The sequence below is a fragment of the Microbispora sp. ATCC PTA-5024 genome (assembly GCF_000511135.2).
Taxonomy (GTDB): domain Bacteria; phylum Actinomycetota; class Actinomycetes; order Streptosporangiales; family Streptosporangiaceae; genus Microbispora; species Microbispora corallina.
Genome location: NZ_KI866522.1, coordinates 928962 through 942708, shown reverse-complemented (window position 1 = coordinate 942708; position 13747 = coordinate 928962). Strand labels below are relative to the sequence as shown.

Below are 13747 nucleotides of genomic sequence, written 5' to 3'. Positions count from 1 at the left end.
AAAACTGAGCCCTTACACGTACTGACACCGGCGCCCACCCGCAGCCCGTCGCCCTGTGCGTGAGGTCATGACTTCGCGTGACGACACGTGCGACAGGGGCGACTGGAGCGGCGCCAGGGCAGGGTCAGCGGGACAGCAGGCGGCGCAGGCGGGACTCCTGGCGCGGAGAGGCCGCCGGCGGCCTGTCCAGCAGGTCCAGCGACTCCAGCCGGCGCTTCTTGAAGTAGCGGGCGGGCCCGTTCTCCCGCAGGTAGCGGGCCGCGTCCTCGCGCAGGCCCGGGTGCGCCTCGCTCTGCATGGAGTAGCCCACGGCCCGGACGAGGGCCTCCAGGTCGACGGCCGGCGGCTCCTGTACCGAGCCGTCGTCCTGGAGGCGCGGCGACGTCGCGTCCACGATCGTCGCCGGTATCCGGTTGCTGTTCTCGTACGGCGCGAGCCGTTCCAGCACCAGGTCGCCCCCGGCCGCGGCCACCGGGACGCCGAACAGGCGGCGGGCCGTCAGGAGGGCGGTGGAGAAGCAGCCCACCACCAGGCCGGGGCGGGCGCCGGAGAAGTACGTCTCGGCCGGGGTCGTCTCCGAGGCCACCGACAGGTCGACGCCCAGTTCCGCGGCGACCGGCCGCAGTTCCCTGGCGTGCCGCCGGCCCGCCGCCGGGTGCGGCTTGAACAGCACCCGCCGGACTCCGCGGGCGGCCAGAGCGCGGAGCATCCGCTCGTGCAGCCCCGCCTCCTCCTGGGCCGTGACGATGCCGAGCGAGGACAGGTACTGGCCCAGGATCACGGCCTCGGCGGGCGGCGCCGCACTCCCGCAGGCCGCGGCCACCTGGCCCACGACCTCGGTGAACGCGCCGTCGGCGAGGGCCTCGGCCGGCACGCCGTACTCGGACAGCAGCAGCGGCGACAGGCCCGGGACCAGGTCGAGGTGGAGCAGGCGGGTGATCCGGCCGGCGATCTCCTGGGGGAGCGGGTCGCGGGTGGGCCCGTAGCTCATCAGCCCGTCGGAGTAGACGGTGATGGGGCACTCCTTGACGAGCCCGGCCAGCGTGCGGGCGGGCGGCACGGCGATCGACTCCAGGACCAGCTCGCCGGGGTCACTGAGCACGTCGCCCAGCAGCCGTCCGAGCATCGGCACCTCGATGGCGCGGGCCTTCCAGTCGGAGGGGTGCATCGGGGCGATGACGTCGTTCCAGGAGACGATCCGGTCGAAGCGGCCGCGCAGCGCCGCGAAGCCGGGGGCCTCGTCGAGGGACGGCGTGATCTCGGGGATCGCCGCGTTGTTCGACACCAGCAGCACCCGGCGGCCCGGCCCGAACCGCCCCTCGTCGATCGCGGCGGCCAGCGTCATGGCCCCGAACAGCGTCGAGGCGTAGAACAGCCGTGTCGTCTCAGGCACCCGCGCCTCCCGGGAGGTACGGCGCGAGCAGCGCCCCGCGCTCCGGCTCCATGCTCGCCACCGACTCGTCGAGCACCGGACGGGGCAGCCGCGCGAGGGCGGCCCTGGCCCGGTGGTCGAACCGGGCCCGCAGCTCCGGCGTGTAGCGGTCGCCCAGCTCGACGTGGTGGGCGAGCAGCGCGCACAGGTTGCGCGCCGCCTTGGGCAGGAACTGCGGCTCCACCTCGTCGAGGACGATGTCGTAGGCGTCGAAGAAGTGGAGCTGCCGCTCGTCGCCGATCTGCGTGAGCGAGGCGGGCAGCCCGCGCCGGTAGAACAGGCCGGCCAGCGACACCACCGCGAACGAGCGCGCCCCGCGGTGCAGCCGCCAGATCCACGGCCGGTCCTCCGCCGTGTGCAGCCCGCCCGGGAACGCGAGCAGGTCGCCCAGCTCGCGCCGGTAGATCCCGGCCCAGGCGTAGGGGTAGTCGACCATGGTCTTCTGCCCGGCCGGCAGGATCGCCTCTCTCGGGTCGAGCACGACGCCGCGCCGGGCCTGCGGTGCCCGGTGCGTCTCCCGCCTGCGTCCCTCGACCTGCACGTGGTCCACCCGGACGAAGTCGCAGCCCAGCCCCTCGATGGCGGCGACCAGCCGGGGCAGGTAGCCGGGCGCGAGCCAGTCGTCGCCGTCGAGGAACGTGACGTACCGGCCGGAGGCCAGCTTCAGCCCGACGTTGCGGGCGTCGGCCAGCCCCACCGGCACCGGGTTGCGGGCGACCGTGAGCCCCGGCAGATCCTGCCGGAAGTCCTCGATCACGTCCGGCGTCGCGTCCACGGAGCCGTCGTCGACGACGACGACCTCGGTCTCGAAGTCCCGCGTGCGGTTGCGGGCCAGCGACGTCAGGGCGTCCGCCAGGTACGGCTCGCCGTCCCGGACGGGCACGACCACGGAGAGGGTGATCACCGTCGCTCCGGCGTCAGGCCGTGGTGCGGCGCAGGCGGGCCCGGGGGGCCTCCTCGCCGGGGTAGACGCGCTTCACGCCGTCGCCGAGGGCGCTCTCGATGATGCGGATGTCCCGCACCAGGTGCTCCAGCCCGCTCGGCTCCAGCGAGGCGGCGTGGTCGGAGCCCCACATCGTGCGGTCGAGGGTGATGTGCCGCTCCACCGTCACCGCGCCCAGCGTCACGGCCGCCAGCGAGATCTGCAGGCCGCGCTCGTGGCCCGAGTAGCCCACCGGCACGCCGTACCGCTCCTGGAGGGTGTGGATCATCTTGAGGTTGGCCTCCTCCGGCGGGAGGGGGTACGTCGAGGTGGCGTGCATCATCACGAGCCGCTCGGTGCCGAGGATCTCCACGGCACGGTCGATCTCGTCGATCGTCGACATGCCCGTGGACAGGATGAGCGGCTTGCCGGTGGCGGCCAGCGCGCGCAGCAGCTCGTGGTCGGTCACCGAGGCCGAGGCCACCTTGTGGGCGACGACGTCCATCCGCTCCAGGAACTCGACCGAGGGGACGTCCCACGGGGAGGCGAACCAGTCGACGCCGCGCTCCTCGCAGTACTTCGCGATGTGGTTGTACTCGTCCACGCCGAACTCGGTGCGGATCTTGTACTCCATGTACGTCATCTCGCCCCACGGCGTCTGCCGGATCTGGTCGCGCTGCTCCAGCGGCACGCAGATCTCGGGCGTGCGCTTCTGGAACTTCACGGCCTGGCAGCCCGCGTCGGCGGCCACGTCGATGAGCCTGCGGGCGATGTCGACGTCGCCGTTGTGGTTGATGCCGATCTCGCCGATCACGTACACGGGCTGGCCGGGGCCGACGAGCGACCGGCCGATCCGCACGGGCCGGGGCTGCACGCGGTACGACGAGATGGGGGCGGGCGCCTCGGCGATCGGGACGGCGTCGCCGAGCGGCGGCCGGGCGGCCAGCACGCGGTCGGACAGCTCGCGGACGGCGCCGGATCCGCCCGGGGTCGACAGCACCACGCGCGCGGCGGCGCGGACCCGCGGGTGGGCCTCGGGCACGGCCACCGGCCAGCCCACGAGGCTCATGCAGGCCAGGTCGTTGACGTCGTTGCCGACGTAGGCCACGCGCTGCGGGTCGAGGCCCTGGGCGGCCAGCCACTCGCGCAGCGCGCCGTCCTTGGCGGCCAGGCCCTGCAGGACGGGCACGCCGAGCTTGGCGGCGCGGGCGGCGACGACGGGGTTGCGCTCGGACGACAGGACGAGCACCTTGACCCCGGCCCGCTTGAGCAGCGCGACGCCCATGCCGTCGGAGCGGCTCACGGCCACGATCTCGCGGCCCTCGGAGTCGACGAACGCCCGGTCGTCGGTGTGCACGCCGTCGAAGTCGGTCACCACGGCGTCCACGTCGATCGGCAGCGGCTCGTCGACGAACGGCGCGAGCGCGCGGACGATCTCCAGGTCCTCGGGGGTGTCCACCTCGACCGCGTGGGTGCCGGGCACGGGCTGGACCGCCACGGTGCCGAAGAAGCGGTGCTCACGCTCACGCAGCCCCGACGTGCGCATGACGTAGAACGCGCCGGTCTCGCGGTAGTTGGGCTCGCGGTCCTGCCGGCGGGGACGCACGGCCGGGTCGTGGTTGACCCCCTGGCCGGCGCCGGTCCAGACGAACTCGAAGGTCTCGATGCCGGAGAAGACCGAGTCGGCCTCGCCGTTCAGAACCTTGGCGATCGCCGCGTCGAGGTCGGCCGGGTCGATGAACGCGCTGGTGCACTGCACGAGGACGACGATCTCGGGGTCCTCGTCCACGCCCTCCGACAGGGCGTGCAGGACGGCGGACTCGCTGGAGGCGGTCGGGCCGCTCAGGTCGGCCGGGCGGCGCACGACCCGCGCGCCCGCGTCCACGGCCACCTCGGCGATGCGGTCGTGGTCGGTGCTCACGATCACGTCGTCGACGAGCTCGGCGCGCAGGCAGGCGCCGACCGCTCGCGCCACCAGCGGGATGCCGCCCACCTTCTCCAGGTTCTTCAGCGGGACGCCCACCGAACCTCCACGGGCGGGGACAACAGCCAGCACTCGCACGAGTGACTCCTCTTACCTGCGACAACGGGTACCCCTGGGGTGGGGTGTCCTGAAACTAGCCACAGGGATGTCCTTCAGGGGGTTGGTCCGTTGAACGGCCAGGGGCGCCGGTCTTAACTTTGGGTGTCGCCGGAGCGGTCGACGTCTCGAGGAGACCAGGAGGCCCCCCATGCGCCGGCTCGTCGCCGCTCTGACCGTCCTTGTGCTGGTGGGGGCGTGTGCCCGCCGTGAGGGCGCCGCCGTGCCGCCGTCCGGCGCCTCCCCGGGGCCGCGTCTGGTGTCGGTGGAGGACCTCGGCGGGCGCGTCGATCTGCTGACCGTCGACTCCCCCGCGCTCGGCCGGAAGGCGTCGGTGTGGGTCGTCCGGCCACGCGGCTGGCGGCCCGGCTCCACCGGGTGGCCGGCGCTGTACCTGCTGCACGGATGCTGCGAGAGCCGGGCGGACTCCTGGCTCGCCGAGGGCGGCGCCGAGCGCCTGACCCGGGATCTCGGCGCCGTCGTGATCGTCCCGGAGGGCGGCCCGATGGGCTGGTACTCCGACTGGCTGCGCGGCCCCGCCTGGGAGACCTTCCACATGACCGAGGTGCGCGACGTCGTGGAGCGGCGCTACGGCGTGGGCGACCGGCGGGCGGTCGCCGGGCTGTCCATGGGCGGCCTCGGCGCGCTCGCCTACGCCGCCCGCCACCCGGGGGTGTTCCAGGCCGCGGCGTCGTTTTCCGGCGTGCTCGACACCTCCTACGACCGGCCCGGGCTGGAGGCGCTGATGCGCTCGTTCGGCGCCGACCCGGCCGACCTGTGGGGGACGCCGTCGTCGGGGACGTGGCGCGAGCACAACCCCGTCGACCTGGCCGCGCGGCTGAAGGGGGTGCGGCTGTTCGTGTCGTGCGGCGACGGCGAGCCCGGCCCGCTGGACGGGGCGGGAGCCGCGCTCGACCGGGGGGAGCGCGCCATCCTGGTGCGCAACCGGCGTTTCGTCGCGGCCGCCCGGGCGGCGGGCGTGCCGGTGACGACCGACTTCTACGGCCCCGGCACCCACACCTGGCCCTACTGGGAGAGGGAGCTGGAAAGGGCGCTGCCGACGCTGACCGGCTCCCGGCGTCCCGGGCCCTCGGCGACCCCGTCGCCCACCGCGTAGGGGCGGTTCGGTGCCATGGGCCGGGCACGCCTCCGGACGACCTCAGCGGGCCTGCGGCTGCGCGGCGACGTCGTGGTGCACCAGCGGGAGCCGGATGACGAACCGCACGCCGGGCTCGCCGTCCTCCACCCGGATCGTGCCCGCGTGCGCCTCCACCACCTCCCTGGCGATCGCCAGCCCGAGGCCGGTCCCGCCGTGGATCCGGCTGCGGGCGGCGTCCCTGCGGTAGAAGCGCTCGAAGATCCGCTCGCGGTCCTCCGCCGGGATCGCGTCGCCGTCGTTGATGACGCACAGGACGGCCTCGTCGCCGGCCTGGGCGACCTCCACGCACACCTTGGTCAGCGCGTGCCGCTCGGCGTTGTCGAGCAGGTTGGCCACCACCCGGCACAGCTGGCCGCGCAGGGCCCGCACGGTCACCCCGGGCGCGGTGCGCAGGCGCGTGGGGAGCCGCTCCGAGCGGTGCGCCACCTCCGCGGCGACCAGGGCGCCGAGGTCCACGTCCTCCCGGGCCGCCTCGGGGACGGTGCGCACCCGGGCGAGCAGCAGCAGGTCGGCCACGATCGACTCCAGCCGCTCGGTGTCGCGCAGGGCCGCGTCGACGGCCTCGGCCGTGTCCTGGGGGTGCAGCCGCGCGCCCTCCAGCTGGGCGCGGATGCCCGCGATCGGGGTCAGCAGCTCGTGCGAGGCGTCGGCCGCGAACTGGCGCTGCATCTGGATCGACCGGTCGAGCCGTTCGAGGGCGTCGTTCGCGGTGCGCGCCAGCCGGGCGATCTCGTCGTCGCCGGGGGGCTCCGGCACGCGGGAGTCGATCGTCTGCGGGGTGATCTCGGCGAGCTCCGACCGGATCGCCTCCACCGGCCGCAGGGCCCGCCCGGTGGCCTTCCACGCCACCCAGCCCGTGAGGAAGGCGAGCACGACCGCCACGAGCATCATCTCCACCTCGGGTAACGGGGTGGTGAGGATGGTCGGGGCCGACCGCCCGGCGTACACGATCTGCGAGGCGGGGCTGTCGGAGACCCGGATGGCGGTCACGAGCAGGCAGTCGCGGTGGGGCATCGAGCACGACGTGGTCTGGGTGACCCGGGTGTCGGAGTCGGGCTGCAGCATGCTCAGGCGGTGCAGCCCGCGCGCGGGGGCGCTGCTCGCCACCAGCCGGCCGTCCGGGGCGACGACCTCGATCAGGTTGACGCCGGTGGGGTCGGCGGGAACGGGGTTCGGCAGTCGTCCATCGCGTGTCTGGGCGGCGACGCGGGTGGCGGCGTCCAGGGTCTGGTCCCATATCCGGTCGGCCACGGCGTGCCGCACGACCACGTTCACCGCGATCGCGAGAGGTATGAGAACGAACACCGCGGCACCGGTCGCGATCAGGGTCAATCGCGCACGGAGCGACGGGGAACGCAGCCTGGGGAGGAGCATTACCCGAGGTTACTCATGGTCATCTCGCGGAAACTTCGCGACATCGAAAAGCTGTCCCCAAAGTTACTCAAAGTCTCCAAAGGGCGGGTGATGTCGCGATCGCTCCGCGTGTCAGAGCGACAGCGTGGCGACGACCGGCGCGTGGTCGGAGTCGGCGGCGTCGCGGCGAGCCGACGGCTGGTCGCCCACGGACGGCAGCCCGTGGCCCGTGAACGAGCGGACCGACGCCACCCGGCCGAGCAGGGCCCGGCTGACCAGGATGTGGTCGATGAGCTCCCGGCCGTCGTGGAAGACCCGGGAGTACCGCTCGGCCTCCGGGATCAGCGGCGCGAGGTTCCACAGGCGCCACGCGTCGCCCTTGTCCGGGACCCGCTCGCCCGCGGTCCCGATCGCCGAGCCCGGCGGCCCGAGCAGGATCTGCGAGGTGGCGGCCTCGGGCTCGTCGTTGAAGTCGCCGACCACGACGACGTTCCTGTCCCGCCCGTGCCCGTCGAGCAGCCGGTCGGCCAGGGCGCGCACGGTGACCGCCTCGGCGGCCCGCCGGTAGAGGGCGTACGCCCCGAACCGGGCCCGCTCGCCCTCGTCGTGCGGCTGGAACCGGCCGCCGGGGAAGCTCAGCAGCTTCGACTTGAGGTGGCAGACGACCAGGTCCAGGGTCGTGCCGGGGACGGGCTCCACCCGTACGGCGAGGACGCCGCGGCCGGTCGCGGACTCCGTCCCGCCGTGGTCGTCGGCCTGGATCGGCCCGAGGGGCGGCGGGAACCCGCTCACGTCCTCCAGCACGGTGACGGGGAGCCTGCTGAGCACCCCGACACGGATGCCCCGGACGTCGGGGTGGGCCGACAGCGCGACGTGCCAGTCCCCGTCGAGCAGGGCGGCCAGGTCGTTGAGCGCCTCCGGGTCGCCGACCTCCTCGACGCCGAGCACGTCGGGGGCGATCTGCGTGATCGTGGTGCTCAGCGCCTTGAGCTTGGCCTCGTAGGCCGCCATGTCGCGTGGGCCGTACTCGCCGCCCGGCCGATAGAGGTTCTCCAGGTTCCACGTGCCGACAACAGCCATGGCCGCCACCAGATAGATCGCCAAATCCGGAAATTTCCGGTTCGGCTCACTATCTACCTGGCGGCGGCCTTTGGCCATACCAGTGGCCATACCGAGCATGGCGGCACCGGCGGACGGACGGCGGTCAGCCGGTCTCGACGAACACGGCGACCGTACGGGCCGGGACGTGCAGGGCGCCGCTCGCCGGGTCGGCGGACGCCTGCCGCACCACCGGGTCGGCCGACGCCGCCTGCACCGGATGCAGGGCGGCCCCCGCCCCCTTGAGCTCGGGCACCACGGGGGCAGCCGCCGTCCCGGTCGCGTTGAACACCACGGTCAGCGACCGGTACGCGGGGTCCACGCCGCTCGCGTCGATCCGCATGACGATCACCCCCGGGACGCCGGACGGCGGGAACGACACCCGCTTCTGGATCTCCGCGGCCGTGCCGAGCGAGAACGCGGGGGAGGAGGAGCGGATCCGCAGCAGCTCGCCGAACCCGGTCCGGGCCGACGTGATGGCCCCGCAGTCCGGCCGCAGCGCGGGGTCGGCCAGCAGCGGCCGGGCGTACGGCCACCGGGAGCCGTTGTCCTTCTCCGGGGGCAGGCCGGCGCCGAACCCGTTGCCCTGCCGGCAGTCCCACAGCAGCCGGTTGAACCAGTCGCCGGAGTCGTAGGAGTTGCGGTCGAGCGACTTGGAGCGCAGCCGCTCGCTACCCGCGTGCACGAACGCCGTGCCCTGCCCGAGCAGCACGGTGGCCAGCGACAGCGTCTGCATCCGCACCCGGTCGGCCATGGACGCCGGCCGGGGCAGCTTGTACGCGAGGGCGTCGTAGAGGGTCTCGTTGTCGTGGGCGTCCACGTAGGTGACGGCCTCGCCGGGGGCCGCGGTGTACCCGGCCGGGCCGCCGTTGTAGCCGACCTCCGACCCCTTGACCGGCCTGCCCGACGACCCGGTGAACGTGAAGTCGCGCAGGTTGCCCGCGAGGCCCAGCTTGATCAGGTCCTCGTATCCCGCGAGCCGGTCGCCGGGCTCGTCCGCGAGGCCGGAGCCGAAGCCGCGCACGCCCGGGTCGGCGTCGAACGGCGAGCCGCCCCGCACCGCGTCGCGCAGCCGGTCGTTGAACGTGCCGATCCCGGTGCCGGCCATGTTGGCCTGGGTGGCCTGGACGAACCGGGCGTCGTCCGCGACCTCGCCGAAGTTCCAGCCCTCGCCGTACAGGATGATCGACTTGCCGTCCACGCCGTCCTTGGCGGGGGTGAGCGCGTCGAGGGCCCTGCGCACGGCCAGGATGTTCGCCTTCGGGTGGTGGCCCATCAGGTCGAACCGGAACCCGTCGACCTTGTACTCCTTGGCCCAGGTCACGATGGAGTCCACGACGAGCCTGCCCATCATCGCGTGCTCGGGGGCGGTGTTGGCGCAGCAGGTCGACGTGGCGAGGGAGCCGTCGTCGAGGAGCCGCTGGTAGTAGCCCGGCACGATCCGGTCGAGCACGCTCTGCGGATCCTGCCCGGCGGCGTGGGTGTGGTTGTAGACGACGTCCATCACGACCCGCAGCCCGGCGCCGTTCAGCCCCTCGACCATCTCGCGGAACTGGCGGATCCTGTCGTCCGGGTCGGTGGCGTACGACCCCTCGGGCACCGTGTAGTGCAGCGGGTCGTACCCCCAGTTGAAGGAGTCGGCCGCCGCGGCGGCGGCCACACACGCCTGCTGCCGGTCGGAGTCCGGCGGGAGCGCGGCCAGGTCGCAGGCCGGCTCGGTGCGGTCGGCCCTCCGGTCGGGCACGGTCGCGAAGTCGAACACCGGCAGCAGGTGGACGTGGGTCAGCCCGTCCTTCGCCAGGCTCCGCAGCTCTGTCATGCCCGCGCTCCCGGTCTCGGTGAACGCCTTGTAGGTGCCGCGCTCCGCCGCCGGGACGGTCGCGTCCGAGGCCGAGAAGTCGCGGACGTGCAGCTCGTAGATCGACGCCCGGTCCTGCCGGACGGGGGCCGGCTTCTTCAGCGTGGTCCACCCGGCCGGCGTCAGGGACCGGTCCGACAGGTCCACGATCCGGCTGCGGCCCGAGCCGGCCGAGACCATGAGGCTGTAGGGGTCGGTCACCTCGTTGGTCACGACCGTGCCCGCGGCGGGGGCGTAGACGGTGACGAGGTAGGTGTAGTACCTGCCCCGCCAGGACGACGGGCCGTCCGCCGACCACACGCCGGTGGCGTCGTCGCGGCGCATCGGGTGGACCGTCCGCCGGCCGCCCGTGGGCCCGTCGTAGAGGGCCAGCTCGACCTTCCGCGCGGTCGGCGCCCACACCGCGAGCCTGCCGCCCCCGGTCGGCCCGAGCGCGGCCGAGGCCGCCCCGGCGTACAGGTCGTCGAGCACGCCGGGGATCTGCACGCCGGTCGCGGTCAGCAGCGCGCCCGCCGGATCGCGTTCGACGGCCACGACCTGCCCGCGCAGCGCGGACCGCACCAGTCCGGCGTCTCGGGGGTCCACCTTCAGCGCCGCGTACGTCGCCAGGTGCGGCCAGGCGGCCTTCTGGGCGTCGGTGAGCGTGCCGGGGGTCAGCCGGATCAGGTGGACGTCGCCGGTCAGGTCGCCCTTGGCGTAGGCGATGTCGCCCGCGGGGGAGTAGGCGAGCGCGTAGTGGCGCGCATCGGCCGTCCGGCCCTTCCAGGCCACCGTGTCGCGGTCGATCCACTGGGCCGTCGCCTTCGACAGGTCGGCGTCGGCCCCGGAGGCCGCCGGCTGGGGCAGCAGGTATCCGTCCACGCCTGACAGTTTCCACACCTCGTTGCCGTTCACGGCGAGATCCAGCGACTGGTCGGCCTGCTGGTCCTTCTGGTCGCCCTTGTGGACGATCCACCCGAGGGTGCGGGCGCCCTCCTTGAGCGGCACCTCAAAGTACACGCCGAACGCGTCGGTCCCGGCCGGCGCGAGCGGGCTGCCCCACTCGACCGATCCCTCCGCGTCGCCCCAGTAGTGCAGGCCCCAGCCCTCGTAGTCACCGTCCGCCCGGTGGTAGTGCAGCACCGCGACGTGCCGGGCCGCGGCCGCGCTCGCGTGCACGGCCGCCTCGCCCGAGTCCACGTACGCCTCGGGCTGCCGGGCCGGGACGAACGACTGGTCGGGCCCCGGGTCCTTGGCGTCGCCCTTGTGCACGATGAAGTTCAGCGGCGCCGCCGGGTCCTTCAGCGGCACCCGCCAGAACGCCCCGGACGCGTCGGTCCCGTCGGGCTTCCTGGGGCTCGCCCAGTCGGTGCCCGCGCCGTCGGCGATCGCGTCGCCCCACAGGTGCAGCCCCCACCCGTCGTAGGCGCCGTCGGGCCGGTGGTAGTGGACGGTCGCGTATCCCTGGGCCTCCGCCCGGGAGGGATGCACGGCCGGGTCGCCCTCGACGAGCCACACCTCCCCCGTCTTGGACGGATCGACCATGCGGTCGCCCTGGTCCTTGGTGTCGCCCCGGTGCGTGATCAGGCCGACCTCCCGCGCGCCGGGCTTGAGCCTGATCCAGGCGAACCGGCCGAAGGAGTCCTCGCCGTCCAGCGCGACGGGCGAGGCCCAGTCGACGGCCTGGTCGACGTCCCCCCAGGCGTGCAGCCCCCAGCCGTCGTAGTCGCCGGCCTTCCGCTGATAGTGGACCACCAGGTAGTCGCGGTTCACGGTCCCCGGCGTCTCCTCGACCGGCTCGGGGCCGGTCACGGCCGTGGCCGTCGCGCTCGCGTACCGCCCGGCCGAGTCCTTCACCACGGCCTTGTACGTCAGGGGCGTCCCCGCCGGCAGCCCGCTCAGATCATGAAATATCCGGAAGACGCGGCCTGTGGGGGCGTCGTCGGTGCCGAGCACCCGCCAGGGCGCGTCGCCCGCCTTGACGGCGAACGTCACCTGGTCGAAGCCCGTCCCCGGCACCTGGGCCGTGATCGCCACCCGGCCGTCGCCGGCCGGGCCGCGCAGCTCGGTCCCGGGAAGGGACAGCGTGATCGACGGCTGGGCGGCCGGCGGCGCCAGCCGCGCGTCGGCCCGGTAGACCACCGCCGACAGCGGCGGCACGGTGACGGACAGGCGCCCGTCGGCGCCGGTCGTCGCCCGCCCCGCGCCGCCGTACACCTGGGTGAAGGACGTGCCGGGGGAGAAGGTGGGGATGTCGGCGGCCCCCGCCGTCCCGCGGTTGTTGAGCGCGACGACGAACTCGACCTTCTCCCGGGCGTCGATCCGGGAGAAGGCGTACAGCCCGCCGGAGGCCGGCCGCTCGACCTGCGCGCCGTCGGCGAGCGCCGGGTAGCGGTCGCGCAGCCGCGCCAGCTCCGCGATCGCGGTGTAGAGCGGGTGGGTGGTGACGAAGTTGGCGGAGGCGTGGGTGGCCGTCGTGCCGATGAGGTCGTCGTCGAGGTAGTCGGGCGTCCTGGAGGCGAACATGCTCTGCCGGGCGTCCTTGTCGCCGCCCGCGCCGGTGAATCCCTGCTCGTCGCCGTAGTAGACGACCGGCTGGCCGCGCGTGAGGTACATGAGCTGGTGGGCGAGCCGGTCGCGGGCCAGCAGGGTGGCGTCCGTGGCGGAGGGGTCGTCCTGCTCCAGGAAGTGCCCGATGCGGCCCATGTCGTGGTTGCCGAGGAACGTCGGCAGCGACGCCGCGTTCGAGTCGGCGTCGGTGAAGTAGTCGTCGGCCGCGTACAGGGCGGACAGGCTCCGCGCGTCGCCGCCGCTCGCGTAGGACCGGGCCGCCTCCTGGAAGCCGAAGTCGAGGGTCGCGTCGAGGCCGCCCGTCGTGGAGTAGCGGCTCTCGAAGGCCGGGTCGCTGCTGTAGACCTCGCCGAACATGAAGAACCGCCGGTCGCCGAGCCTGGCGGCGTACCCGTGCAGCGCGGGCGCGAAGCGCTGCCAGAAGGCCATGTCCACGTGCTTGGCCGTGTCGATCCGGAACCCGTCGATCCCGGTCTCCCTCACCCACGTCTCGTAGATGTCGGTCATGCCCTTCACGACCTCGGGCCGCTCGGTCCACAGGTCGTCGAGGCCGGAGAAGTCGCCGTACTCGGAGCTCTCGCCGGAGAAGGTGGAGTCGCCCCGGTTGTGGTACATCGTGGGGTCGTTCAGCCAGGCCGGGACCTTCGTCTTCGCCGTGACCACCGGGGTATAGGGGAACGACGCGGTCGTGACCTTGGGGAAGTCGTCCCGCAGGGCGTAGTCGCGGTCGTCGAAGGCCCTGCCCGACGCGTCGACGTACGGGTAGGCCGCCTTGGAGCGATAGCCGTACGTCTTCTCGGCGTAGTCGATCAGGTCGGCGGTGTGGTTGGTGATGATGTCGAAGAACACCTTCATGCCGCGCTTGTGCGCCTCTTTCACAAGGGTCTTCATCTGCGCGTTCGTGCCGAGATGCGGGTCGATCCTGGTGAAGTCGGTGATCCAGTAGCCGTGGTAGCCGGCGCTGGCGTTCGCCCCCGTGCCCTGCACCGGCCGGTTCTCGAACGACGGCGTGAGCCAGATCGCCGTGCTGCCGAGACCCTTGACGTAGTCGAGCCTCCCGATCAGGCCGGCGAGGTCGCCGCCCTGGTAGAAACCCTTGTCGGTGGGGTCGAAGCCGGTCGTCGTCCGGTCGCCGGACAGGCCTCCCCGGTCGTTGGACGGGTCGCCGTCGGCGAAGCGGTCGGTCATGACGAAATAGAGGCGCTCCCTGGTCAGGCCCGTACGGAGGGCGTCCCTGGCCAGGTCGGCGTCGGCGGGCGCGCCGCCGGCGGGGGACGGCGCCGCGACGGGGCCGG

The 13747-nt window shown here is 73.4% G+C and carries 7 protein-coding genes; 1 reads left to right on the top strand and 6 read right to left on the bottom strand.

Annotation, left to right across the window (positions count from 1 at the left end):
• Positions 1-124: 124 nt before the first annotated feature.
• Genes MPTA5024_RS04310 through MPTA5024_RS39245 form a run of 3 tightly spaced genes read right to left on the bottom strand, consistent with a single transcriptional unit; the run spans position 125 to position 4410 of the window.
• The gene (locus tag MPTA5024_RS04310; RefSeq protein WP_036320065.1) at positions 125-1393 is read right to left on the bottom strand and encodes a polysialyltransferase family glycosyltransferase; all 1269 of its coding nucleotides are present in this window, start codon (positions 1391-1393) and stop codon (positions 125-127) included.
• On the bottom strand, positions 1386-2336 hold the full coding sequence (locus tag MPTA5024_RS04305) for a glycosyltransferase family 2 protein (protein ID WP_036320062.1): 951 nt from the start codon (positions 2334-2336) through the stop codon (positions 1386-1388). The genes MPTA5024_RS04310 and MPTA5024_RS04305 overlap by 8 nt, the downstream gene beginning before the upstream one ends.
• Before the next feature lie 13 nt (positions 2337-2349).
• Complete coding sequence (locus MPTA5024_RS39245; RefSeq protein WP_269750564.1) at positions 2350-4410, bottom strand: N-acetylneuraminate synthase family protein; 2061 nt, start codon at positions 4408-4410, stop codon at positions 2350-2352.
• A gap of 175 nt (positions 4411-4585) precedes the next feature.
• On the opposite strand from MPTA5024_RS39245, the gene MPTA5024_RS04290 reads away from it, so the two are divergent.
• A complete protein-coding gene (locus MPTA5024_RS04290; protein ID WP_051457687.1) occupies positions 4586-5551 on the top strand; it encodes an alpha/beta hydrolase in 966 nt (321 codons plus the stop codon).
• Between the two features lie 42 nt (positions 5552-5593).
• On the opposite strand, the gene MPTA5024_RS04285 is transcribed toward MPTA5024_RS04290, so the two are convergent.
• The 3 genes from MPTA5024_RS04285 to pulA all read right to left on the bottom strand — a co-directional run.
• The gene (locus MPTA5024_RS04285) at positions 5594-6925 is read right to left on the bottom strand and encodes a sensor histidine kinase (RefSeq protein WP_232326186.1); all 1332 of its coding nucleotides are present in this window, start codon (positions 6923-6925) and stop codon (positions 5594-5596) included.
• A 153-nt stretch (positions 6926-7078) separates the two neighbouring features.
• Positions 7079-8050: an endonuclease/exonuclease/phosphatase family protein gene (locus tag MPTA5024_RS04280; protein ID WP_198166941.1), complete on the bottom strand. Its 972-nt coding sequence runs from the start codon at positions 8048-8050 to the stop codon at positions 7079-7081.
• Between the two features lie 100 nt (positions 8051-8150).
• On the bottom strand, positions 8151-13747 hold a 5597-nt coding region (gene pulA / locus MPTA5024_RS39240), incomplete at its 5' end, for a pullulanase-type alpha-1,6-glucosidase (protein WP_232326175.1).

Excerpts from the sequence above, each read along its gene's own strand:
- MPTA5024_RS04290 (WP_051457687.1), top strand. The coding sequence starts at position 4,586 with ATGCGCCGGCTCGTCGCCGCTCTGACCGTCCTTGTGCTGGTGGGGGCG.